24 protein-coding genes and 1 pseudogene are annotated in these 20,806 nt (G+C 64.3%); 15 read left to right on the top strand and 10 right to left on the bottom strand.

Going from position 1 to position 20,806, the window contains the following annotated elements; genetic code table 11:
• Window positions 1-129: 129 nt before the first annotated feature.
• Window positions 130-552 (bottom strand): protoporphyrinogen oxidase HemJ, encoded by a 423-nt coding sequence (gene hemJ / locus HU230_RS33455; RefSeq protein WP_176535299.1) that lies wholly within the window; start codon window positions 550-552, stop codon window positions 130-132.
• 449 nt (window positions 553-1,001) lie between these two features.
• Between hemJ and HU230_RS33450 the strand changes: the two genes are divergently transcribed.
• Genes HU230_RS33450 through dnaQ form a run of 4 tightly spaced genes read left to right on the top strand, consistent with a single transcriptional unit; the run spans window position 1,002 to window position 3,847 of the window.
• Window positions 1,002-1,838, top strand: a complete 837-nt coding sequence (locus HU230_RS33450) for a pyruvate, water dikinase regulatory protein (protein ID WP_173639852.1) — start codon at window positions 1,002-1,004, stop codon at window positions 1,836-1,838.
• A gap of 10 nt (window positions 1,839-1,848) precedes the next feature.
• Window positions 1,849-2,457, top strand: coding sequence for a Maf family protein (locus tag HU230_RS33445; RefSeq protein ID WP_176534522.1), 609 nt, complete (start codon window positions 1,849-1,851; stop codon window positions 2,455-2,457).
• Window positions 2,458-2,493: 36 nt separating this feature from the next.
• The gene (coaE, locus tag HU230_RS33440) at window positions 2,494-3,093 is read left to right on the top strand and encodes a dephospho-CoA kinase (protein ID WP_176534523.1); all 600 of its coding nucleotides are present in this window, start codon (window positions 2,494-2,496) and stop codon (window positions 3,091-3,093) included.
• Window positions 3,094-3,124: 31 nt separating this feature from the next.
• On the top strand, window positions 3,125-3,847 hold the full coding sequence (gene dnaQ / locus HU230_RS33435; RefSeq protein WP_176534524.1) for a DNA polymerase III subunit epsilon: 723 nt from the start codon (window positions 3,125-3,127) through the stop codon (window positions 3,845-3,847).
• Window positions 3,848-4,031: 184 nt separating this feature from the next.
• On the opposite strand, the gene secB is transcribed toward dnaQ, so the two are convergent.
• The gene (secB, locus tag HU230_RS33430) at window positions 4,032-4,520 is read right to left on the bottom strand and encodes a protein-export chaperone SecB (RefSeq protein ID WP_176534525.1); all 489 of its coding nucleotides are present in this window, start codon (window positions 4,518-4,520) and stop codon (window positions 4,032-4,034) included.
• A gap of 418 nt (window positions 4,521-4,938) precedes the next feature.
• Between secB and HU230_RS33425 the strand changes: the two genes are divergently transcribed.
• From HU230_RS33425 to HU230_RS33415, 3 genes are read left to right on the top strand one after another with little or no spacing between them, the layout of a single operon-like run.
• Complete coding sequence (locus HU230_RS33425; RefSeq protein ID WP_092121026.1) at window positions 4,939-5,643, top strand: Tim44/TimA family putative adaptor protein; 705 nt, start codon at window positions 4,939-4,941, stop codon at window positions 5,641-5,643.
• Window positions 5,621-7,225: an MltA domain-containing protein gene (mltA, locus tag HU230_RS33420; RefSeq protein WP_224943843.1), complete on the top strand. Its 1,605-nt coding sequence runs from the start codon at window positions 5,621-5,623 to the stop codon at window positions 7,223-7,225. Before HU230_RS33425 ends, mltA begins: the two co-directional genes overlap by 23 nt.
• Window positions 7,222-7,815, top strand: a complete 594-nt coding sequence (locus HU230_RS33415; RefSeq protein ID WP_176534526.1) for a Smr/MutS family protein — start codon at window positions 7,222-7,224, stop codon at window positions 7,813-7,815. Before mltA ends, HU230_RS33415 begins: the two co-directional genes overlap by 4 nt.
• Window positions 7,816-7,817: 2 nt before the next feature.
• Here HU230_RS33415 and HU230_RS33410 read toward each other — a convergent pair whose 3' ends face one another.
• The 5 genes from HU230_RS33410 to hslV all read right to left on the bottom strand — a co-directional run bounded on the left by HU230_RS33410 (window position 7,818) and on the right by hslV (window position 12,107).
• The gene (locus HU230_RS33410) at window positions 7,818-8,942 is read right to left on the bottom strand and encodes a hypothetical protein (RefSeq protein ID WP_176534527.1); all 1,125 of its coding nucleotides are present in this window, start codon (window positions 8,940-8,942) and stop codon (window positions 7,818-7,820) included.
• A 160-nt stretch (window positions 8,943-9,102) separates the two neighbouring features.
• Entirely contained in the window at window positions 9,103-10,407 is a 1,305-nt protein-coding gene (gene hslU / locus HU230_RS33405) for an ATP-dependent protease ATPase subunit HslU (RefSeq protein WP_176534528.1), read from the bottom strand.
• Window positions 10,408-10,468: 61 nt separating this feature from the next.
• A complete protein-coding gene (locus HU230_RS33400; RefSeq protein WP_176534529.1) occupies window positions 10,469-11,065 on the bottom strand; it encodes a DUF2585 domain-containing protein in 597 nt (198 codons plus the stop codon).
• Window positions 11,062-11,547: a GNAT family N-acetyltransferase gene (locus HU230_RS33395; protein WP_176534530.1), complete on the bottom strand. Its 486-nt coding sequence runs from the start codon at window positions 11,545-11,547 to the stop codon at window positions 11,062-11,064. The genes HU230_RS33400 and HU230_RS33395 overlap by 4 nt, the downstream gene beginning before the upstream one ends.
• Before the next feature lie 2 nt (window positions 11,548-11,549).
• The gene (gene hslV, locus HU230_RS33390; RefSeq protein WP_074130005.1) at window positions 11,550-12,107 is read right to left on the bottom strand and encodes an ATP-dependent protease subunit HslV; all 558 of its coding nucleotides are present in this window, start codon (window positions 12,105-12,107) and stop codon (window positions 11,550-11,552) included.
• Between the two features lie 182 nt (window positions 12,108-12,289).
• Between hslV and hisB the strand changes: the two genes are divergently transcribed.
• The 7 genes from hisB (at window position 12,290) to coaA (ending at window position 17,148) form a co-directional block, all read left to right on the top strand.
• The gene (gene hisB / locus HU230_RS33385) at window positions 12,290-12,883 is read left to right on the top strand and encodes an imidazoleglycerol-phosphate dehydratase HisB (RefSeq protein ID WP_176534531.1); all 594 of its coding nucleotides are present in this window, start codon (window positions 12,290-12,292) and stop codon (window positions 12,881-12,883) included.
• An 86-nt stretch (window positions 12,884-12,969) separates the two neighbouring features.
• Window positions 12,970-13,500, top strand: coding sequence for a DUF2628 domain-containing protein (locus HU230_RS33380; protein WP_176534532.1), 531 nt, complete (start codon window positions 12,970-12,972; stop codon window positions 13,498-13,500).
• Window positions 13,497-14,147 (top strand): imidazole glycerol phosphate synthase subunit HisH, encoded by a 651-nt coding sequence (gene hisH, locus HU230_RS33375; protein ID WP_176534533.1) that lies wholly within the window; start codon window positions 13,497-13,499, stop codon window positions 14,145-14,147. Before HU230_RS33380 ends, hisH begins: the two co-directional genes overlap by 4 nt.
• Window positions 14,144-14,875: a 1-(5-phosphoribosyl)-5-[(5-phosphoribosylamino)methylideneamino]imidazole-4-carboxamide isomerase gene (gene hisA / locus HU230_RS33370; RefSeq protein ID WP_176534534.1), complete on the top strand. Its 732-nt coding sequence runs from the start codon at window positions 14,144-14,146 to the stop codon at window positions 14,873-14,875. The genes hisH and hisA overlap by 4 nt, the downstream gene beginning before the upstream one ends.
• Window positions 14,876-14,884: 9 nt before the next feature.
• Window positions 14,885-15,661, top strand: a complete 777-nt coding sequence (gene hisF, locus HU230_RS33365) for an imidazole glycerol phosphate synthase subunit HisF (RefSeq protein ID WP_106321824.1) — start codon at window positions 14,885-14,887, stop codon at window positions 15,659-15,661.
• Window positions 15,662-15,829: 168 nt separating this feature from the next.
• Window positions 15,830-16,153 carry a phosphoribosyl-ATP diphosphatase gene (locus tag HU230_RS33360; protein WP_176534535.1) on the top strand — a complete coding sequence of 108 codons (324 nt, stop codon included), beginning with the start codon at window positions 15,830-15,832 and terminating at the stop codon, window positions 16,151-16,153.
• A 38-nt stretch (window positions 16,154-16,191) separates the two neighbouring features.
• On the top strand, window positions 16,192-17,148 hold the full coding sequence (gene coaA, locus HU230_RS33355) for a type I pantothenate kinase (RefSeq protein WP_176535301.1): 957 nt from the start codon (window positions 16,192-16,194) through the stop codon (window positions 17,146-17,148).
• A 57-nt stretch (window positions 17,149-17,205) separates the two neighbouring features.
• On the opposite strand, the gene HU230_RS33350 is transcribed toward coaA, so the two are convergent.
• The 3 genes and pseudogenes from HU230_RS33350 to HU230_RS33340 form a co-directional block, all read right to left on the bottom strand.
• Window positions 17,206-19,461, bottom strand: a complete 2,256-nt coding sequence (locus tag HU230_RS33350) for a PAS domain-containing hybrid sensor histidine kinase/response regulator (RefSeq protein WP_176534536.1) — start codon at window positions 19,459-19,461, stop codon at window positions 17,206-17,208.
• Window positions 19,462-19,564: 103 nt separating this feature from the next.
• Complete coding sequence (locus HU230_RS33345; RefSeq protein ID WP_224943841.1) at window positions 19,565-20,122, bottom strand: hypothetical protein; 558 nt, start codon at window positions 20,120-20,122, stop codon at window positions 19,565-19,567.
• A 1-nt stretch (window position 20,123) separates the two neighbouring features.
• Window positions 20,124-20,219 (bottom strand): annotated as a pseudogene (locus tag HU230_RS33340) (ATP-binding protein); the annotation flags it as partial.
• Between the two features lie 367 nt (window positions 20,220-20,586).
• On the opposite strand from HU230_RS33340, the gene HU230_RS33335 reads away from it, so the two are divergent.
• Entirely contained in the window at window positions 20,587-20,754 is a 168-nt protein-coding gene (locus HU230_RS33335; protein WP_224943838.1) for a hypothetical protein, read from the top strand.
• Window positions 20,755-20,806 lie beyond the last annotated feature (52 nt).

Below are 20,806 nucleotides of genomic sequence, written 5' to 3'. Positions count from 1 at the left end.
GCGGCGCCGGCCCGAAAAGAACCGAAACGCGACCACATCCGCCTGCGTGGGGTGGGATAAGCCCTATATAGAAAATCGATTCGTTCTTCGCAAGAAGGACTGAAGCATGCGTCTTGAGCATCGCGATGTCTAGAACGGCTTCACGACCACCATGATCACGATCAGGATCATCAGAAGCGTCGGCACCTCGTTGATAATGCGATAGAATTTCTGGGTGCGTTGATTCCGGTCGGCGGCGAAATCCTTGACGCAGCGGGACAAAAAGCCGTGGATACCCGACATGATGAGGACCAGCGTAAATTTGACGTGAAACCAGCCCGATAGGTACCAGTGTCCGGCCCAGGCCAGATAAAGCCCGGCGAGCCAGGTCACGATCATCGCGGGGTTGATGATCGCCTTCAAAAGTCGCCGCTCCATGACCTTGAAGATCTCGGACTGCTTCGAGCCCGTCTCGGCCTCGCAATGATAGACGAACAGCCGCGGCAGATAGAGCATGCCCGCCATCCAGGAGATCACGGCAACGATGTGCAGGGCCTTGATCCAGTCATACAACATCGCGGCGATGCCTTTCAGGGAACAGCTCGGGCGGTCTCAGCGTTGCGAGCCAAGCCCTGCTTGCGAGGGACCGATACATATCCGCTCACACGGCTCTCCTAAACTTAATTAAGTTTAGAATCTAAGGTTTGAGTCTAAGTGACGGTGAATTGGACTCATGCAAAACAATCCAGCCGTTCTTGCGGGCTTGTTCACATCCCTCAACATTTCGGCCGGCGGGACCGGACATCCGGAATCTGTCGCTCAACTCAATCGGTTGCGTACCTCTGTGGCCAGCTTATGAAGAGACAAATCCACACCGGTTCACTATCATCCGTCCGATGACGTCGACTTATCCTTTTCGGCGGTGCTGTGAAGAAGGGGACGAGATATACAGGGACCTGGCGGCGGACCCGGATTCTTCTCCTCGACCTCCACAGGGATTCACAGGATAGACAGGGGCCCCGGTGCCGACGACCTCTAATTATTTCCACCTGCATCTGGTGTCTGATTCGACCGGCGAGACGCTGATCACCGTGGCGCGCGCGGTCGCCGCGCAATACGCCAACGTGACCGCGGTCGAGCATGTCTATCCTTTGGTGCGCAGCCAGAAGCAGCTCGATCGCGTGCTCGACGAGATCGAGGAATCGCCGGGCATTGTCCTGTTCACGCTGCTTGAGAAGGATCTGGTCGGCCGGCTCGAGGGCAAGTGCAAGCAGATCAACGTGCCGAGCCTGTCGATCATCGGGCCGGTGATGCAGTTGTTCGAGGCGTATCTGGGTGCCGCGACGACCGGACGCGTCGGTGCGCAGCATGTGCTGAACGCGGAATATTTCAGCCGGATCGACGCGCTGAATTACACGATGATCCATGACGACGGTCAGCATGTCGAAGGCCTCGAGGAGGCCGACGTCGTCCTGGTCGGCGTGTCCCGCACATCGAAGACGCCGACCTCGATCTATCTCGCCAACCGCGGCATCCGCACCGCGAATGTGCCGCTGGTTCCGGGCATCCCGCTGCCGCACCAGCTCGAGACCCTGAAGAAACCGTTGGTGGTCAGCCTGCATGCGACGCCGGAGCGCTTGATCCAGGTCCGGCAGAACCGCCTGCTCACGATGGGCGACCGCGACAACGACACCTACATCGACAAGCAGGCGGTGGCCGACGAAGTCGCGTTTGCACGGCGCCTGAGCGCGAAATTCAACTGGGCATTGCTCGACGTGACGCGTCGCTCGATCGAGGAGACGGCGGCTGCGATCATGAAGCTCTATAACGACCGCCAGCGCGCGCGACCGTCGGAGTAACCGCCAAATCATGAGCATCTGGCGCGGCCCGCAGAAGCTGATCCTTGCATCGCAAAGCCGTGCGCGAAGGATGCTGCTTGAAAGCGCCAGCCTCGAATTCGAGGCGCTGCCGGCCGATATCGATGAGCGCGCGGTGCAGAAAAATTCCGGCCTTTCGGCGCCGGGCGAGATCGCATCGCTCCTGGCGCGCGAGAAGGCGCTGTTCATATCGAGGCAGAGGCCGGGTCAATATGTCGTCGGCGCCGACCAGACCCTGGCGCTGGGGGAGCGGATGTTCAGCAAGCCTGCCGGCCGTGCCCAGGCTGCCGAGCAGCTCGGCCTGCTCGCCGGACAGACGCACGCGCTGCACTCAGCCGTCTCGGTCGCGCGCGATGGGAAAGTCCTGTTCGACGATGTGAGCGTGGCCCGGATGACGATGCGGCGGCTTGCTGCCGACGAGATCGAAGCCTATCTCGACCAGGCCGGGGAGGCGGTGACGACCAGCGTCGGTGCCTACCAGCTCGAGGGCCTCGGCGTGCATCTGTTCGAGCGGATCGAAGGCGACCATTTCACCATCCTCGGCCTGCCGCTATTGTCGCTGCTCGCATTCCTGCGCCGCGAGAAACTTCTCGCGGTGTGAGGTGCCGAGACATGGCGACGGAGAGATGCTGATCCGATGTTGATTTTGGGACTCACCGGCTCGATCGGGATGGGAAAATCCACCACGGCCAAACTCTTCATGGAGGCTGGCGTGCCGGTGTACGACGCCGATGCGGCCGTGCATCAGCTCTATGAAGGCGAAGCCGCACCTGCGATCGAGGCAGCCTTTCCCGGCACCACTGCGAACGGCAAGGTCGACCGCGCAAAACTCTCGGCACGCGTGGTGCACGACCCTGCGGCGATGCGGCAGCTCGAGCAGATCGTGCATCCGATGCTTGGCGCCTCGCGGCAGAAATTCTTTGCCGACGCGGAAGCCGCCGGCGCGCCGATCGTCGTCGTCGACGTGCCGCTGCTGTATGAGACCGGCGGCGAGAAGCGCGTCGATGCGGTCGTCGTCGTCACCACCTCGCCGGAACTGCAGCGCGAGCGCGTGCTGGCGCGGGGCACCATGGATGCCGCCAAGCTCGACGCCATCATCGCCAAGCAGATGCCGGACGCCGAGAAGCGCAAACGCGCGGATTTCATCGTGGATACCTCGCACGGACTTGATCCGGTGCGGGCGCGCATCCGCGACATTCTGGCCGAGGTTGTTAAGATGCCGGAGCGGCGAACCTGATTCGCCGCGCTTTTCCGGATTCCCTCACGTCATGCGCGAAATCGTTCTCGATACCGAAACTACTGGCCTCGACCCGCTGCGCGGCGACCGGCTGGTCGAGATCGGCTGCGTCGAGATCTTCAACCGCATGCCGACGGGGCAGACCTACCACGTCTACATCAATCCCGAACGCGACATGCCGGCGGAAGCGTTCGCCGTGCATGGGCTGTCGACCGAATTCCTGGCCTCCAAGCCGCTGTTCAACGAGGTGGTCGACGAGTTCCTGGCCTTCATCGGCGATACGCCGCTGGTGATCCACAACGCGTCGTTCGACATCAGCTTCATCAATGCCGAGCTCGACCGCATCAAGCGGAAGGCCATTCCGAAAGACCGATTGGTCGACACGCTGTTATTGGCGCGACGCAAGCATCCCGGCGTGTCGAACCGGCTCGACGACCTCTGCTCGCGCTATCAGATCGACAATTCCCGCCGCACCAAGCACGGCGCCTTGCTCGACGCCGAGCTGCTGGCCGAGGTCTATATCGACCTGATCGGAGCGCGGCAGTCGCAACTCATCCTGGCGTCGGAAAATTCGAATGCGCGCAGCGGAAGCTACGGCGATACGCCGCGGCGGCAGCGCGAGACGGCGCTGGTTGCGCGGGTCAGCGACGCGGATCGCGAGGCCCACCGGGCGTTCGTCGCGACGCTCGGCGACAAGCCGATCTGGAACGATTACTTGCCGCCGCCAGCGCCCGCTGCAGCACCGGCGGCTTGATCTCTATATCCCCGTCATCCCCGCGCAAAGGCTTCGCCTTTGTCGCTGGAGGCGCGAGCGGAGCGAGCCTCGAAGGATGCACGGCCACCGGCGGGGCCGTCGATCCTTCGAGACGCCCGCAAGCGCGGGCTCCTCAGGATGACGGATTGCACTTCCCCGAGTGTTACTTTCTCGAGCGTAGGGATCAGCTCGGTTTGACGCCGGAGGCGGCCTGGGCGGCTGCCTGCCGCTCCATGTTCTGACGGTAGAGACCGACGAAATCGACGGGGTCGAGCAGCAGGGGCGGGAAGCCGCCGTCGCGGACCGAGGTCGCGACGATCTCGCGCGCGAACGGGAACAGCAGCCGCGGGCACTCGATCATGACCAGCGGATGAAGGTTCTCCTTCGGCACGTTCACGATCCGGAAGACGCCGGCATAGGCGAGGTCGAAGCTGAACATCACCTTGCCGGCCGACTCGGCCTTGCCCTCGATCGAGAGGATCACCTCATACTCATTCTCCGACAGGTTGTTGGCGGAGACGTTGATCTGGATGTTGATCGCCGGCTGCTGTTGCTGCTGGCCGAGCGAGGTCGGCGCATTCGGGTTCTCGAACGACAGGTCCTTGGTGTACTGCGCCAGTACGTTGAGCTGGGGAGTGGGCTGTTCGACGGGGGCGCCGTTGCCATTGGTCATGAAAATGTCTCCTGGAGCGGCGCTCGGGATTAGATGTCCGACGGCACGCGTTAAGGTTTGGGAATGCCGATGCCGGCGAGTGGCTATCATAGCCCCGGCTCGGTCCACAAGGACGACGAGCGCGTGCACCCCGGCGGGCCTGCGGCCAAATCGCCGGCAACGGGGCAGTGAGCGCAACTCCGCCCAATCCCTTAACGGCTTCCTAAATTATTGAAGATACGCGATTTCCGGGAAGGAACGGGTTTCCCCCGGGGTCAAAACGCGCTACACTTGCCCGTGCCAAAAAGCGCCATTGGCCGGGCATAGTTTCGTGCCTACATGCTGCGGACTCAATCGGTGATGTAATCTCTGCCGTTCCCGACCGGGAACGCTTTGATGCCCGGCCCGTTGCCGGCAGAGACCAGAAAGCGAATTCGACGTGGATATCTACACCATCATCTTCCTGGCGCTGGCCGTATTTATCTTCCTGCGCCTGCGCAGCGTTCTCGGCCAGCGCACAGGAAGCGAGCGGCCGCCGTATGATCGTGCAGCACCCAACGTCCTGCAGCGCGGCCAGGATAACAACGTCGTGCCGATCCCGGGATCGGTGATCGATCAGCCGGCCCCGGCCGCGCCCGCCGAACCGGTCGAGCCCACGGAGCGCTGGAAGGGCATCGCCGAGCCCGGCACGCCGCTGGCGCAGGGTCTCGACGCGGTTGTGGCCCAGGATTCCTCGTTCGATCCGCGGCATTTCCTCTCGGGCGCCCGCTCGGCCTATGAAATGATCGTGCTGGCCTTCGCCAACGGCGATCGCCGCGCGTTGCGCGACCTGCTGTCGGCCGAGGTCTATGAAAGCTTCGAGGCCGCGATCAAGGATCGCGAGAAGCACGAGCAGAAGACCGAGACGCGGTTCGTGTCGATCGACAAGGCCGAGATCGTCAGCGCGGAGACGCGCGATCGCTCGACCCAGCTGACCGTCCGCTTTGTGTCGCAGATGATCTCGGTCACGCGCGACAAGGCGGGAACGATCGTCGACGGCAGCCCGGACAAGGTCGCCGACATTACCGACATCTGGACATTTGCCCGCGACTCGACTTCCCGCGATCCGAATTGGAAGCTGGTTGGAACTGGAAGCGCTCACTAAACATCTCAGCTACGGGCGCCTCGCGATCGCGTGCTGCGCGCTCGCGGTTGTGTGCTCCACCGCGGCGATAGCCGCGCGCTACAGGTCGAGCCGGCACGCTGCGCCGCGACACGAGCATAGCCACCCGATCCCCTATCCCAATCTGGAATTGCCGTTGCAGGTCAGCGGCAGCCAGTATGAGCCGCTCGCCTGGGCCAACGTCTCCGGCTGGAGCGACGACGATCATCTCGCGGCCTACAGGGCGTTTCGCACCAGCTGCAAGCCGATCACGGCCCAGCAGGGCGCGCCCGCGGATTCGAAGGCGCTCGGCAGCTCGCTGCGCGATCCCTGCGGGATCGCCAAGGGGCTCGATCTCGCCAGTGGCGCGAAAGCGAAGGAATTCTTCGAGCAGAATTTTGTCCCGCTGCGCATCTCGCGCCTCGGCGAGGATGCCGGCTTCGTCACGGGCTATTACGAGCCGGTGCTCGATGGCTCGCGGACCCAGACCGACGTCTACAATGTTCCGGTCTATCGCCGGCCGTCCAACCTGTTCGTGCGGGGCAAGACGCAAGCTTCTGTCGGCCTGCCCAACAGCGGTCCTGTGTATCGCAAGATCGGCCGGCGCAAGCTCGTGCCCTATTACGACCGCGGCCAGATCGAGGACGGCGCGATCGCCGGCCGTGGGCTCGAGATCGCTTGGCTGAAGAGCCAGACTGATCTCTTGTTCGCGCAGATCCAGGGCTCGGCGCGGATCAAGTTCGAGGACGGCACCACCCTGCGCATCAATTACGACGCGCATAATGGCTATCCCTATACGCCGGTCGGACGCGTCCTGATCGACCGCGGCATCATCCCGAAGGACCAGATGTCGATGCAGAAGATCAGGGAGTGGATGGAGCAAAATCCCGACGGCGCCAAGGAGTTGCGGCGGCAGAACCGCGCCTACGTGTTCTTCCGCGAGGTTCCGCTGTCCGACAAGGACGAGGCGGTCGGCGCGCAGGGCGTGCCGCTGACGCCCGGCCGCTCGATCGCGGTCGACAAGGCGCTGCATGTCTACGGCACGCCGTTCTTCATTGCCGGCGAGCTGCCGATCGAATCCGAGCAATCCAAGACGCCGTTCCATCGCCTGATGATCGCGCAGGATACTGGATCGGCGATCGTCGGCCCGGCGCGCGCCGATCTCTATTTCGGCGCCGGCGCGGATGCCGGCAAGGTCTCGGGCCGGCTGCGGCACAACATGCAGTTCGTGATGCTGGTGCCGAAGGGGCTCGATCCCGTCGCGCGCGGCCACAAGCTGCCTATCCCTGACGAGCGGCCGTCGGCCAGGATCGCAAAACTGTTTCCGCAGACCGATCCGCTAAAGGACAAGCCGGCGGATGTACCGACTGCGACCGTCGCCAAGGCTGGGAGCAAGGACGCGGCAAATGGCGCCGCCAAGGGCCCGGCCGCGAAGGATGTCGCGCCCGCAGCACCGGCTGCAATGACCTCTGTTGCACAGTCGGCGCCTGTGGCAGAACCGGTGCCGTTGCCGGTCGCCCGGCCCGACATTCCGCAACCGGAGAAGCGGCGCACTCGGCGCTATCGTCATCACCGCGATCAATGAAACGACCCGTGCCGATCCCCGATCTGTCCGCTCCGTCGCGGCGCAAACGCGCGCTGAGCGAGGAAGAGCGTGCGCTCTGGGAAAGCGTGGCCAAGCAGGTCAAGCCGCTGCGCAAGAGGCCGGCCGCACCGAAAGCCCACGCCGCAGCCTCTGACCCGGCCACGCATCACGCCGCGGCCAAGCCCATCCCGGTCAAGCCGGTGACGTCGGTCAAGGCGGCGCCGGCGTCGCGTCCGCAGGTGCCGCCGCTGGCGCCGATCGGCCGCCGCGAACGTGCAAAGCTTTCGCGCGGCCGGCAGGAGATCGATGCGCGGCTTGATCTGCACGGCATGACGCAGATCCGCGCGCATCGCGTGCTGTTCACCTTCCTGCAACGCGCGCACAGCGACGGGCTCACCTTCGTGCTCGTCATCACCGGCAAGGGCAAGGTCGGCGGGGCGGATTCCGAACGCGGCGTGCTGCGCCGGCAGGTGCCGGAATGGCTCAGCCTGCCGGAATTCCGTTCGCTGGTGGTCGGCTTCGAGGAAGCGCATATCGGCCATGGCGGCGAGGGCGCGCTCTATGTGCGCGTCCGGCGCGCGCGAGCCTGAGATTAGAACGGCCGCACGATCCCGACGCGCGGGATCAGCGTAACGATCCAGCCGAAGATCGTCGTCTTGCGATCGTCTGACGGGATCGGCGGCACGTCCTTCGACGCTGGCAGCATCTTGGTGGCGTGCAGCATCAGGAACGTGCAGACCGCCCAGTTCGAGATCCAGCGCGAATAGTCGAACACGGTCACGAACATCACGAAATAGCCGGCGCTGATCATGATGAGTGCGGCGAACACGATCCGCCGATGCAGCTCATTCGCGAGCGCGCCGATCAGCCGCGTGAAATAGCGCCACAGCGGCGCGTGCAGCCAGATCAGCAGCGCAAACACCGGGACGCCCAGGATGTTCGAGGGCATCCGCGCCCAGGTGTCGGCGAACTCCTTCGACAGCGGCTGGTACCAGATGTAGCCGAACTGAAGCAGGTCGGTTCGCGACGGATCGGCCATCCGGCTCTGCAGATGACGGATGAATTCGTCATAAGGCACCTCGACCGTGCCCGCGAACTGCGCGACCAGGAACAGGATGCCGACCGCCGCGAGCGCGATAAGGCCGACGGCGATGTTCCGCGGCATCACGCGTTGCATCAGATAGAAGCGCAGCACCACGATCGCCGCGATGGTCGGAACATACATCAGGACGAAGATGTGATGGACCAGGATCAGCAGGATCGAGAACAGCGCCGCGATCAGCACATAGAGGACCGAGCGCGCCGGAATCAGCAGCAGCACGATCGTCAGCGCACAGCCATAGATGTCGAAATGGCCGAGCGTGTGCATGAAATTCTTCAGGAAGAACGGCGATCCCGCGATGAAAATGAACAGCGGCCAATGCGCATCGTCGAAGCCGAATGTCCGCTGGAACAGTTTGACGAACAGGGCGAGCGTCACCAGCCAGACCGCGCCGGCCAGCGCGAACACCAGCCACACCGGCACCTTGTCGGTGAACAGCGACACGATCGCGCCGATCAGTGCGCGCTTGGTGAAGCCGTAGTGATAGTCGACCAGGAGATGGATGTAGGGGACGAAGGGCGGCAGCGCGATCTTGTGCAGGAACACCCCGACCAGCACCGCCGCATTGACGGCCAGCATCAAGCGCCAGGGGTTTTCCCAGACTCGCAGATTCATCGATCGCCCACTCTCGTCGTCCCGGGCAAGCGAAGCGCGACCCGGGACCCATAACCACCGAAGGCAGTTTTTAGAAGGAATGTCGGCCCGAGTCTTGGTTACTGCGGGCTGCGGGGGTTATGGGCCCCGGCCTTCGCCGGGGCGACGATAGCTGTCCCGCCTACAAAATAAACCGGCTCAGATCGGCGTTCTTGGCGAGGTCGCCGACATGCTTGGTGACGTAGTCGGCGTCGACCTGGATCGTCTCGCCGTGGCGATCAGGCGCGGTGAAGGAGATCTCGTCCAGCACCCGCTCCATCACGGTCTGCAGCCGGCGCGCGCCGATATTCTCGACCGTAGAATTGACCGCGACCGCGACGTCGGCCAGCGCGTCGATCGCGCCGTCGGTGATGTCGAGCGTGACGCCCTCGGTCTTCAGCAGCGCGACATATTGCTTGATCAGCGACGCCTCCGGCTCGGTCAGGATCCGGCGCATGTCGTCGCGGGACAGTGCCTGCAACTCGACGCGGATCGGCAGGCGGCCTTGCAGTTCGGGCAGGAGGTCCGACGGCTTGGCGATATGGAAGGCGCCCGAGGCGATGAACAGGATGTGGTCGGTCTTGACCGCGCCGTGCTTGGTCGAGACCGTGGTGCCTTCGATCAGCGGCAGCAGGTCGCGCTGCACGCCTTCGCGGGAGACGTCGCCGCCGGCGCGGTTCTCGCGCACGCAGATCTTGTCGATCTCGTCAAGGAAGACGATGCCGTTGTTCTCGACGGCGCTGATCGCCTCCTGCACCAGCTGGTCGGTGTCGAGCAGCTTGTCGGACTCCTCGTTGACGAGGATCTCGTGCGAGCCTTCCACGGTCAGGCGGCGCGTCTTGCTGCGTCCGCCCATCTTGCCGAAGATGTCGCCGAGCGAGATCGCGCCCATCTGGGCGCCGGGCATGCCGGGGATTTCGAACATCGGCATGCCGCTGCCGGACGACTGCGTCTCGACCTCGATTTCCTTGTCGTTGAGCTCGCCGGCGCGCAGCTTCTTGCGGAACGACTCCCGCGTCGCCGGGCTTGCTCCGGGGCCGACCAGCGCATCCAGCACGCGCTCCTCGGCGGCGAGCTGGGCACGCGCCTGGACGTCCTTGCGCTTGCGCTCGCGGGTCTGCGAAATCGCCACCTCGACGAGGTCGCGGACGATCTGCTCGACGTCGCGGCCGACATAGCCGACCTCGGTGAACTTGGTGGCTTCGACCTTGAGGAACGGCGCGCCTGCAAGCTTGGCCAGCCGCCGCGCGATCTCGGTCTTGCCGACGCCGGTCGGCCCGATCATCAGGATGTTCTTGGGCAGAACCTCCTCGCGCAGGGAACCGGCAAGTTGCAGCCGCCGCCAGCGGTTGCGCAGCGCGATCGACACCGCGCGCTTGGCATCGGCCTGGCCGACGATGAAACGGTCAAGTTCAGAAACAATTTCGCGGGGGGAGAAGTCGGTCATTGGCTCTAGCTAGGTTGAAATCGTGGTCTCGGCAAGCGGCTGCGTTCCAAGGCATGACCGCCTAAAGGATCGGCGGTCCGGCCTGCCACTGCCTGATCGCCTCGAACGGGTGGATCAGCATGATGATGTTAAGCGTCAGATTGTCGCGAATGTGGAGCAGCATCACGGTTTCGAAGGCAACGCCGAGCGCGACCGTTGCAACGATTGGCAGCTTGCGCGCGAGCAGGAAACCGAAGACCATCGCCAACGTGTCCGACACCGAATTGACGATGGTGTCTCCGTAATAATCCAGCGAGATCGTGCCGGCGCGGTAGCGCTCGATGATCCAGTTCGAGTTTTCGACGAGCTCCCAGCTTCCCTCGATCAGCATCGCGACAATCAGCCGTCCCGGCCAGGCGCGGCGAGGCAGCGCCAGGAAGGTCAGGCCGTAGAACATCAGGCCATGCAGCACATGCGATAGCGTGTACCAGTCGGTGATGTGCTGCGAATTCTCCGAGCTCTGGACTGCACCATGCCAGAGTTTGACATAGCCGCAGGCGCAGATCGGCAGGCGGCCCATCGCATAAAGCAGCGCGGCCTGCAGTGCGAGCAGTGCGGCGGCGATTGCGAGCCAGTGCCAGGCTGAAACGCCGGTGTCGGACTTCGGCGCGAGTGTCATTTGTCGCGGACCATCAATAGCGCAGGCCCGTCGGGCGTATCGACTATTCCGGCCTCCTGAAAACCCGCTTTCGCATAGGCGCGTACGGCCCGCGCATTGGCCGGATCGGGATCGGTGACGATGCGTGGCGCGCCTTGCGCCAGCCGGTCGTCGACAAAGGCGTGGATCAGCGCCGAGCCGTGGCCACCTGCCACCATGTCGGGCTCACCGATGAAGAGGTCGATGCCGCGGGTGCCCTCCGGCTGCTTGCCGAAGCCGCAATTCCACGTCGTCAGGTCGTAGCACTGGATGTAACCGAAATCGTTGTCCTCGGAGGCAACGATGAACTGGTCCATCGCCGGCTCGTCGAGGTCGCCGCTGACCAGCGCATATTGCTCGGCCGGATCGCCCCACCACTCCCGGACATGCGGCTGTGCCAGCCACTGCTTGATTAGCGGCAGGTCGGCCGTCGTCATCGGACGGAAGTGATAGGGGCTGGCCATGCTCAGCCGCCGATCGTCTCGATCGTCACGTTCCGGTTGGTGTAGACGCAGATATCTGCGGCGATATCCAGCGCGCGGCGCACGATGGTCTCGGCGTCCTTGTCGGTATCGACCAGCGCGCGGGCCGCGGCGAGGGCATAATTGCCGCCGGAGCCGATCGCCATGACCCCGGAATCGGGCTCCAGCACGTCGCCGGTGCCGGTCAGCACCAGGGAGACGTCCTTGTCGGCCACGATCATCATGGCCTCCAGCCGGCGCAGATAACGGTCGGTCCGCCAGTCCTTGGCGAGTTCGACGGCCGCCCGGGTCAGTTGCCCCGGATATTGCTCCAGCTTGCTCTCCAGCCGCTCGAACAGGGTGAAGGCGTCGGCGGTGGCGCCGGCAAAGCCGCCGATCACGTCGCCCTTGCCGATCCGCCGGACCTTCTTGGCATTGGCCTTGATCACGGTCTGGCCAATCGAGACCTGCCCGTCGCCGCCGATCACCACCTTGCCGCCCTTGCGGACCGTGCAGATCGTGGTGCCATGCCAGACCGGCAGCTCATTTTGGGATGCTTGCATAGGTTACCTCTCTTCCGGGCAGATTTAGGCGGTCGGGCAGGGGGTTACAATCGGGCGATTTAGCAAGGAATTTGGGTCACCATGGCCCGAAGTTAGGGCGTTTCGGGATCATCCCGCAGTAGCGAAGGTGACATCAGCCTGTTAAAAGACCGGCGTTTTCGGCACGGGAAAGCTCAATCTTCATGCGCACGGCAACCATCAAGCGCAAGACCAAGGAGACCGACATCGAGGTGACGGTCAACCTTGACGGAGCGGGCGTATCCACGGTTTCGACCGGGATCGGCTTCTTCGACCATATGCTCGACCTCCTGGCCCGGCATTCGCGCATCGACATCACGGTGAAGGCGGATGGCGATCTCCATGTCGATTACCACCACACCACCGAAGACGTCGGAATCGCGCTCGGGCAGGCCGTGAAGCAGGCGCTCGGCAACATGGCCGGCATCACCCGCTACGCCTCGATCCACATGCCGATGGACGAGACGCTGTCGCGCATCGTGATCGACATTTCGGGCCGCCCGGTGCTGGTGTTCAAGGTCGAGTTCCCGCGCGACAAGATCGGCGAGTTCGACACCGAGCTGGTGCGCGAATGGTTCAACGCCTTCGCGATGAACGCCGGCGTGACTCTCCACGTCGAGACCCTATATGGCGAGAACAGCCATCATATCTCCGAATCTTGTTTCAAGGGTTTGGCGAGGGCGCTCCGGACGGCGGTTGCGATCGATCCGCGTGCCCAGGGCGAAGTGCCCTCGACAAAGGGCCAGCTCGGCGGCTGACCCCGGGAGCATGATCCGGACACGGTGGCACCGGTTTTCCCGGAGATCATGCGGTAAGTAAGAGTCCATCCTCGGCGGAGCGTTCGATGCCGGTCTATACAGTGCATGCCCCCGTGGCCAACGGCGCCGATCTCGCGGCGGCCGACAAGTTCGTCTTCGTGCGCGACGGCTTCCATTTCTGGGCCGCGGTCGCCGGCGCGGTCTGGCTGGCCTGGAACAGGCTCTGGCTGGCGCTGATCGGCTGGCTGGTGCTGACCTTCGCGATCGATTTTGCGCTGGCCAAGCTCGGGATCGGCCGCGGCGCGATCTTGCTCGTCGACCTGGTGTTGATGGTGCTGATCGGGCTGGAGGCTGCGACGTTGCAACGCTGGACGCTGTCGCGGCGCAAGTGGCGCCAGCTCGACGTCGTCGTGGCCGACAACATGGACGCGGCCGAGCGCCGCTTCTTCGAGCGCTGGACCGCGCGGCATCGCGGCGCTGTCAACGACCAGCGGTCTGTCGATCGCGGCGGACCGCCTCCGACCCGGGACGTGCCCGGTCAATCATTCTCAAAACCCCCGCCGATGCCGCAGGGCGGCATCATCGGATTGTTTCCAGAGCCGGGAGGATCGCGATGACCGTTGCAATCATCGATTACGGCTCCGGCAATCTGCATTCGGCGGCAAAGGCCTTCGAGCGCGCCGCGCGCAGCATGCAGGATCCGCAAGCCATCAAGGTGACGCGCGATCCCGATGCGGTGTATCGCGCCGATCGGATCGTGCTGCCTGGCGTCGGCGCGTTCGCCGATTGCCGCCGCGGCGTCGATGCGGTCGACGGCATGCTGGAAGCGCTCACCGAGGCGGTGCGGGTCAAGGCGCGGCCGTTCTTCGGCATCTGCGTCGGCATGCAGCTGATGGCGACGCGCGGCAAGGAGCACGTGATCACCGAGGGCTTCAACTGGATCGGCGGCGATGTCGTGAAGATCGAGCCGCGCGACGAGAGCCTGAAGGTCCCGCACATGGGCTGGAATACGCTCGACATGGTGCGCGAGCATCCGGTGCTGGAGCGGCTGCCGCTCGGGCCGAAGGGGCGCCACGCCTATTTCGTGCACTCCTATCACCTCAACGCCGCCAACGAGGCGGACGTGCTGGCCCGCGCCGACTATGGCGGGCCGGTGACCGCGATCGTCGGCAAGGACACCGCTGTTGGCACCCAGTTTCACCCCGAGAAGAGCCAGCGTTTCGGCCTCGCTCTGATCTCCAATTTCTTGAAGTGGAAGCCGTGATTCTTTTTCCAGCGGTTGATCTGAAAAACGGCCAGTGCGTGCGCCTGGAGCAGGGCGACATGGCGCGCGCCACCGTGTTCAATCTCGATCCGGCGGCGCAGGCGGCGAGCTTCGCCGCGCAGGGCTTCGAATATCTCCATGTCGTCGATCTCGACGGTGCCTTCGCCGGCAAGCCGATGAATGCGCATGCGGTAGAGGCGATGCTGAAGGCCGTCACCATGCCGGTGCAGCTCGGCGGCGGCATCCGCGACCTCAAGACCATCGAAGCCTGGCTCGACAAGGGCATTGCGCGCGTCATCATCGGCACCGCGGCGGTGCGCGATCCCGAATTGGTGAAGGGCGCGGCAAAGAAATTCCCCGGCCGCGTCGCGGTGGGTCTCGATGCGCGCGACGGCAAGGTCGCGGTCGAGGGCTGGGCCGAGACCTCGCATGTGACGGCGCTCGAGATCGCGCAGCGCTTCGAGGATGCCGGCGTGGCCGCGATCATCTTCACCGACATCGCCCGCGACGGCCTGCTCAAGGGCCTCAACCTCGACGCCACGATCGCCCTCGCCGACCGCATCTCCATTCCGGTGATCGCCTCCGGCGGCTTTGCCTCGATCGACGACGTCAAGGCGCTGCTGGAGCCGCGGGCCAAAAAGCTCGCCGGCGCGATCGTCGGCCGCGCGCTCTACGACGGACGGCTTGATCCGGCCGCCGCGCTCAAGCTGATCCGCAGCGCGGCGTAGGAGGCATACATGTTCAAGGTTCGTGTGATCCCCTGTCTCGACGTCAAGGACGGGCGCGTGGTCAAGGGCGTCAACTTCGTCGATTTGCGCGACGCCGGCGACCCGGTCGAGGCCGCGATCGCCTATGACGCCGCCGGCGCCGACGAGCTCACCTTCCTCGACATCACCGCCACGCATGAGAACCGCGGCATCATGCTGGATGTGGTGCGGCGGACGGCGGAAGCCTGCTTCATGCCGCTGACCGTGGGCGGCGGCGTCCGCACCGTCGACGACATCAAGATCCTGCTGCGGTCCGGCGCCGACAAGGTCTCGATCAATTCAGCGGCCGTCAGCCGCCGTGAGTTCGTCAAGGAAGCAGCCGAGAAGTACGGCGAGCAATGCATCGTGGTCGCGATCGACGCCAAGCGGGTCAAGCGCGCCGGCGGCTCGGAGCGCTGGGAGATCTTTACCCATGGTGGGCGTAATGCCACCGGGATCGATGCCATCGAATATGCCCAGGAGGTCGTCGCGCTCGGCGCCGGTGAAATCCTGCTGACCTCGATGGACCGGGACGGCACGAGGCAGGGCTTTGACCTGCCGCTGACCCGGGCGATCGCGGACAGTGTTCCCGTACCGGTCATCGCGTCCGGTGGCGTCGGCAATCTCGATCATTTGGTCGATGGCGTCCGCGAGGGTCATGCCACCGGCGTGCTGGCCGCCTCGATCTTCCACTTCGGGGAATTTACCATCCGCCAGGCCAAGGATCACATGGTGCGCGCCGGCCTGCCGATGCGCCTCGATCCCTAGCGTGCGTGGTCCGGACCGGTACGGCCGCGTTAGCGCAAAGTGGAGACCGGTTTTCCGAAAAGACCACGCTCAAACCGAGTGGTTGGGGACTCCGTGTCACAAAAATGCTAAGCCCCCACCTAGGGATGGCACCAAAGCGGTGCCGGTGCGCATGCTTGAGTTGAGTTGATGTCGCGTTTCACGGTCCACGATCTGGCTGCCACCATCGACGCCCGCGCTGCAACGGGCGGCGAGGCGTCCTATACCCGCAAGCTGCTCGACAAGGGCGCGGAGCATTGCGCCAAGAAATTGGGCGAGGAAGCGGTCGAGACCGTGATTGCCGCGGTCGGGAATGACCGCGATCATCTCATCGCGGAAAGTGCCGATCTGGTGTTTCACCTGCTGGTTCTGTTGAAATCACGCGGCGTGAAGCTGGAGGATGTCGAGGCCGCGCTGGAGAAGCGCACCTCGATGTCGGGACTGGAAGAGAAGGCGTCGCGCAAGCGCGACTAGCGCACATGATCGAGCGCATTGATGAGAGGGGCGGCCTCATGGACATCCGGGCACCAGATCAGCAGTACAACCCCTACCGCACCTTCACGCGCCAGCAATGGTCGCATCTGCGCGACGATACGCCGATGACGCTCGAGCCGGGCGAGTTCGACCGCCTGCGTTCGATGCACGACCGCCTCGATTTGCAGGAGGTCGAGGACATCTACCTGCCGTTGTCGCGACTGCTCTCCATTTATGTCGATGCGACCCAGCGGCTGTATTATTCGCAGCGCCAGTTCCTCAACATCCGCGACCGCAAGATGCCCTATATCGTCGGCGTCGCCGGTTCGGTGGCCGTCGGCAAGTCGACCACCGCCCGCGTGCTGCAGGCGCTGTTGGCACGTTGGTCGCCGCGGCCGAAGGTCGACCTGATCACGACCGACGGTTTCCTGTTTCCGAATGCCGTGCTCGAGCGGCAGGGCATCATGCAGAAGAAGGGCTTTCCTGAGAGCTACGACCTGCCGACCCTGCTGTCGTTCCTCAGCGACATCAAGGCTGGACGGCGCCGCGTGCGCGCGCCGGTCTATTCGCATCTGACTTATGACATCGTGCCGAACAAATGGGTTGAGATCGACCAGCCCGACATCCTGATCGTCGAGGGCGTCAACGTGCTGCAGACCGGGCGGCTGCCGCGCGACGGCAAGGCCGTGCCGTTCGTTTCCGACTTCTTCGATTTCTCGGTCTATATCGACGCCGACGAGTCCGCGCTGCGGCAGTGGTACATCACGCGCTTCCTGGCGCTGCGCGACACCGCGTTCACCGATCCGAGGTCCTACTTCCACCGCTATGCGCTGCTGTCGGACGAGGAAGCGACCGCAACCGCGATCGCGATCTGGGAGCGCACCAACCTCGCCAATCTCGAGGACAACATCCTGCCGACCCGGCCGCGCGCGACGCTGATCCTGAAGAAGGGCGCCGACCATGTGGTGCAGTCGGTCGCGCTGCGCCGGCTGTAGCGTTTCCAAATCACAGCCGTCGTCCCTGCAGGGACGACACTGGAGAGGTTTTGCCTGCTACGCCGCGATATGCCGCGCGGCGGCAAGGGTCGCCAGCGCTTCTTCGAGCTTCTCGCGGTCGAGCGGCTTGATCAGAAAGCCATCCATGCCGGCTTCGAAGCAGGCGTAGCGATCCTCCACCAGCGTGTTGGCGGTCAGCGCCAGGATCGGCGTCCGGCGTCCGGACTGGCCGGACAGCCCGCCGGACTCGTGGGCGCGGATCTGCTTGGTGGTCTCGATGCCGTTGAGGCGCGGCATCTGGATGTCCATCAGCACGAGATCGTAAGGCGTGCCGGCCGACCTCGCCGAGAGCCAGGATTCCATGGCCTGCTCGCCATTGGTGGTGATGACCACGGTGTGGCCGAGCCGGGCGAGCAGCGAGCGCATCAGGAGCGCGTTGATCTCATTGTCTTCCGCAACCAGGATCGAGAGCCCCGGTGGCGCGGCCGCCGGCGCAGTGGGCGCGGACTCGGCGACCGTCTCGATTGCAAGGCTTGGCGCGGCGATTTCGGGTGACGCGGTCAGGCGTGCGGCGAGCGACGACGCACGCAGCGGCTTGACCAGATAGCCCGTGAACACGGTTGCATCGGAGGCCGAGAGGTCGTGCCGCGTCGCCGGCGTGACCATCACGATGCGATGGGTTGCGTGGATGCGAGCAGCGTTGGCGAACGCCTCGATCGCCTGCGGGCCGAGCGTGTGATCGATCAGGACGGTGTGCCAGCTCCGCTCCGGCAGCAATGCCTCGGCGACATTGGTATCCGACACGATGCACGTCTGCGCGCCCCAGCGCTGCAGCCGCCGCGAGGCCAGCGAAGCCTCGATGCTGTGCGGTGCGACCAGCATGATGGATTGGCCGGCGAGGTCGGGCGCTGTGAAGCCATTGGCCTCGCCGGTGTCGGCGGCGGCGAGCGGGATCGAGACCTCGAAGGTCGAGCCCGCGCCCGGCGTGCTTGCAAGCGAGATCCGGCCACCCATTCGCTTGACGATGCGGTCGCTGATCGAGAGGCCGAGGCCGGTGCCGCCATAGCTGCGCGCGATGCGGTCGTCGGCCTGCTCGAACTCCCGGAAGATGCGCTGCTGCGCGTCCGGTGCGATGCCGATGCCGGTATCGCGAACCAGGAAGCTGATCTCGTTCGGCCAGATGCCGGGCTCGACGATCAGCGCGACGCCGCCGGTCGCGGTGAACTTGATGGCGTTGCCGGCGAGATTGAGCAGCACCTGGCGCAGTCGTGCGGCGTCGCCGGTTACCTGCATCGGCAACCGCTCGTCGACATAGGCGGCGATCTCGATGCCCTTGGCCTGCGCGCGCGGCGCCAGCAATTCGGTGGTGTCCTCGATCAAGCCGGACAGCGCGAAGGCGCGGTGTTCGAGATCGATCTTGCCGGCCTCGATCTTGGAATAGTCGAGCAGCTCCTCGATCAGCGCGAGCAGCGCGTCGCCGGAGGTCTTGACCGCCTTGACGTAGGTCGTCTGCTCTGGCGTCAGCTGGGTGTCCATCAGCAGTCCGCTCATGCCGATGATGCCGTTCAGCGGGGTGCGGATCTCGTGGCTTGCCATCGCAAGGAAGCGCGACTTGGCGCGGTTGGCGGCGTCGGCCTGATCGCGGGCTTCGGCCAGCGCGCGCTCGCTTTCGGTGCGGTCGGTGACGTCCCGGCCGACGCTCTGCATCTCGGCCGGCGCGCCGGCATCGTTGCGCACGAGGCCCTCGCGCCAGGCGATCCAGCGCGGCCCGAGCGGTCCCTCGATCTTCTGGTCGTAGACTCGCGTGCCGTTGGATTCGAGCGCGGTGTCGCCCTGCTCGAGCACCTTGAGGGTAGCGGTACTGCCGATCAATTCGCCGCGGGGGATTTGGGCCAGCGCGCAATAGGCGTCGTTGGCGTAGGTGATGAGGCCGTCGAGGTCGCGCAGCACGATCAAATCGTCCTGCGCCTCGAACAGGGCGGAGGCGCGCTGTTCGGCCTCCTGCAGTTCCCAGTTGCGGTCGGCCATCGCCTCATTGTGCATGACGATGGTGCGCAACCTTCTGCGCATCAGCCGCAGCCGGATGCCGAGCGTCACGATCCAGAGACAGGCGAGCGCGAACAGGAAGCTGACACCGATCGCGAATGTATTGGGATCGTAGCCGCTGTGTTGCGAGAGCGCGCCTGAAATGAACCCGAAGGCGCCGCCGAATGCGACGGAGAAGATCGTGAAGGAACGGACGATCGTCGCGACCCAGGAATGGCGTCGCAGGAAGCGGCGAAGGCGCAACTTGATCCGGAAGAAACGCCCCATCAATGGTGGTCCTGAGAGTGCCCGATCTGGTGACGACGATGCGTCGGCCACCTTGAAAAGTGCTTGAGGTTGGTGGCCGTTTCGCGCCACCCTCGGAACAGGGTTAGCGGGGGGTTAACTCCGCCATTGTCTGGTCGCGCAAGCGTGCGTACGGCGCCAGCGATGCCGCTTCGAGACGGCGGTGTCCGCCGCGGGCGCTGACGATCAGGGCAGCGGCATCGCGCGCCGAGAACGTCTTCGACTGCACGTAGACGCGGTAATCGAACGGGCCGTCATGGGAAAGATAGATGATCGGGCCGGTTGCGGTCGGCGCGCTGGAAATCCCGATCAGCTGCGGCGCGGCGTTGCCTTCGCAGGCGCCGGCCTCGGCCTCGTCGATGTCGTCGATCACCGTGAAGTCGGCGGCCTCGGCGCTGTCGGCGATCCGGACCCGGACGGTGGCAAGGCCGGGGTCGTCGGTGAAGCTGACGTGAAGCCGCGCCTGCCAGGGGACCGAAATGTAGCTGCGGGCAAAACAAAAACCAGCCGTGAGTAAGGCGGCGGCCGACCCCTTGAAGCCGATCTGAGTGAAGCCGGGGACGGGCGGGTGGCCAAATAGGGTCCGGTGAACGATAGGGGACCCGTAGAAATACGCTGATGTTTTGTCATTGACAGTCAGCATTTGCAAACGCTGGCAGACCCGGCGCGACCTGGACCTGTACGTCGACCGCGCGAGCCTCGATCCCCTCGAATGCGACGGTGGAAACCCGCTGGACCATGCTGCCCCTATCTTCCGCCACCCAAGGTAGCGGAGCAGGCTACCCAGCGGTAATGCCTCAGTTTGAAATCTTGGCAACTTGATCGGTCTGGCGATTCCGCCTACGGGCCGCCATATTTTGCCGATGTTCCGAGCAGAAGTTGTATTGGTCGATCAATACGGCCCCGACGATAACGAAGCGCCACTTCACGTCCTGCCGGACGCATTTGCGTCTGCGGCAGAGGCTGAAAAGTTTGCGCGCGTTGCCCTAATCTGCCTGAGACGACCGCCCGGAACAGCTTATTATCGCGTCTGGGAAGAACGGAAAGATACCGATGCCTAAAGGCCCCAAGGGCGAGAAGCGCCACGCTGACACCGTGCAGAACGCCATGCTGATCGGCCGCATCGCGACCGGCGAAGTCGAGGACGTGCCCAGCAAGGCCCCGAATCGGGCCAAGGGCGGCAAGATCGGCGGCGAATCACGGGCTGATAGCCTTTCCCCGGCGCGAAGGCGCGAGATCAGCAAGAAAGCTGCGCAAAAAAGGTGGGAATCTTAATCTTGTGCCTTGTAGAAGTTACGTAGAAGGCCTACACGGAACCCATCCGGTA

The sequence above is a fragment of the Bradyrhizobium quebecense genome, from assembly GCF_013373795.3.
Classification (GTDB): Bacteria; Pseudomonadota; Alphaproteobacteria; order Rhizobiales; family Xanthobacteraceae; genus Bradyrhizobium; species Bradyrhizobium quebecense.
The sequence above is the reverse complement of the archived record's forward strand: the minus strand, read 5'-3'. Positions and strand labels throughout refer to the sequence as shown.

Coding starts and splice junctions, on each gene's coding strand:
- secB (WP_176534525.1), bottom strand. CDS start 4,520: ATGACCAATGGCAACGGCGCCCCCGTCGAACAGCCCACTCCCCAGCTC.
- HU230_RS33335 (WP_224943838.1), top strand. CDS start 20,587: ATGCTGATCGGCCGCATCGCGACCGGCGAAGTCGAGGACGTGCCCAGC.
- coaA (WP_176535301.1), top strand. CDS start 16,192: ATGGACATCCGGGCACCAGATCAGCAGTACAACCCCTACCGCACCTTC.
- HU230_RS33415 (WP_176534526.1), top strand. CDS start 7,222: ATGAAACGACCCGTGCCGATCCCCGATCTGTCCGCTCCGTCGCGGCGC.
- HU230_RS33445 (WP_176534522.1), top strand. CDS start 1,849: ATGAGCATCTGGCGCGGCCCGCAGAAGCTGATCCTTGCATCGCAAAGC.
- HU230_RS33350 (WP_176534536.1), bottom strand. CDS start 19,461: ATGGGGCGTTTCTTCCGGATCAAGTTGCGCCTTCGCCGCTTCCTGCGA.
- hisF (WP_106321824.1), top strand. CDS start 14,885: ATGTTCAAGGTTCGTGTGATCCCCTGTCTCGACGTCAAGGACGGGCGC.
- HU230_RS33410 (WP_176534527.1), bottom strand. CDS start 8,942: ATGAATCTGCGAGTCTGGGAAAACCCCTGGCGCTTGATGCTGGCCGTC.
- coaE (WP_176534523.1), top strand. CDS start 2,494: ATGTTGATTTTGGGACTCACCGGCTCGATCGGGATGGGAAAATCCACC.
- hisB (WP_176534531.1), top strand. CDS start 12,290: ATGCGCACGGCAACCATCAAGCGCAAGACCAAGGAGACCGACATCGAG.
- dnaQ (WP_176534524.1), top strand. CDS start 3,125: ATGCGCGAAATCGTTCTCGATACCGAAACTACTGGCCTCGACCCGCTG.
- HU230_RS33380 (WP_176534532.1), top strand. CDS start 12,970: ATGCCGGTCTATACAGTGCATGCCCCCGTGGCCAACGGCGCCGATCTC.
- HU230_RS33360 (WP_176534535.1), top strand. CDS start 15,830: ATGTCGCGTTTCACGGTCCACGATCTGGCTGCCACCATCGACGCCCGC.
- hisH (WP_176534533.1), top strand. CDS start 13,497: ATGACCGTTGCAATCATCGATTACGGCTCCGGCAATCTGCATTCGGCG.
- hslU (WP_176534528.1), bottom strand. CDS start 10,407: ATGACCGACTTCTCCCCCCGCGAAATTGTTTCTGAACTTGACCGTTTC.
- HU230_RS33345 (WP_224943841.1), bottom strand. CDS start 20,122: ATGCTGACTGTCAATGACAAAACATCAGCGTATTTCTACGGGTCCCCT.
- HU230_RS33400 (WP_176534529.1), bottom strand. CDS start 11,065: ATGACACTCGCGCCGAAGTCCGACACCGGCGTTTCAGCCTGGCACTGG.
- HU230_RS33395 (WP_176534530.1), bottom strand. CDS start 11,547: ATGGCCAGCCCCTATCACTTCCGTCCGATGACGACGGCCGACCTGCCG.
- hslV (WP_074130005.1), bottom strand. CDS start 12,107: ATGCAAGCATCCCAAAATGAGCTGCCGGTCTGGCATGGCACCACGATC.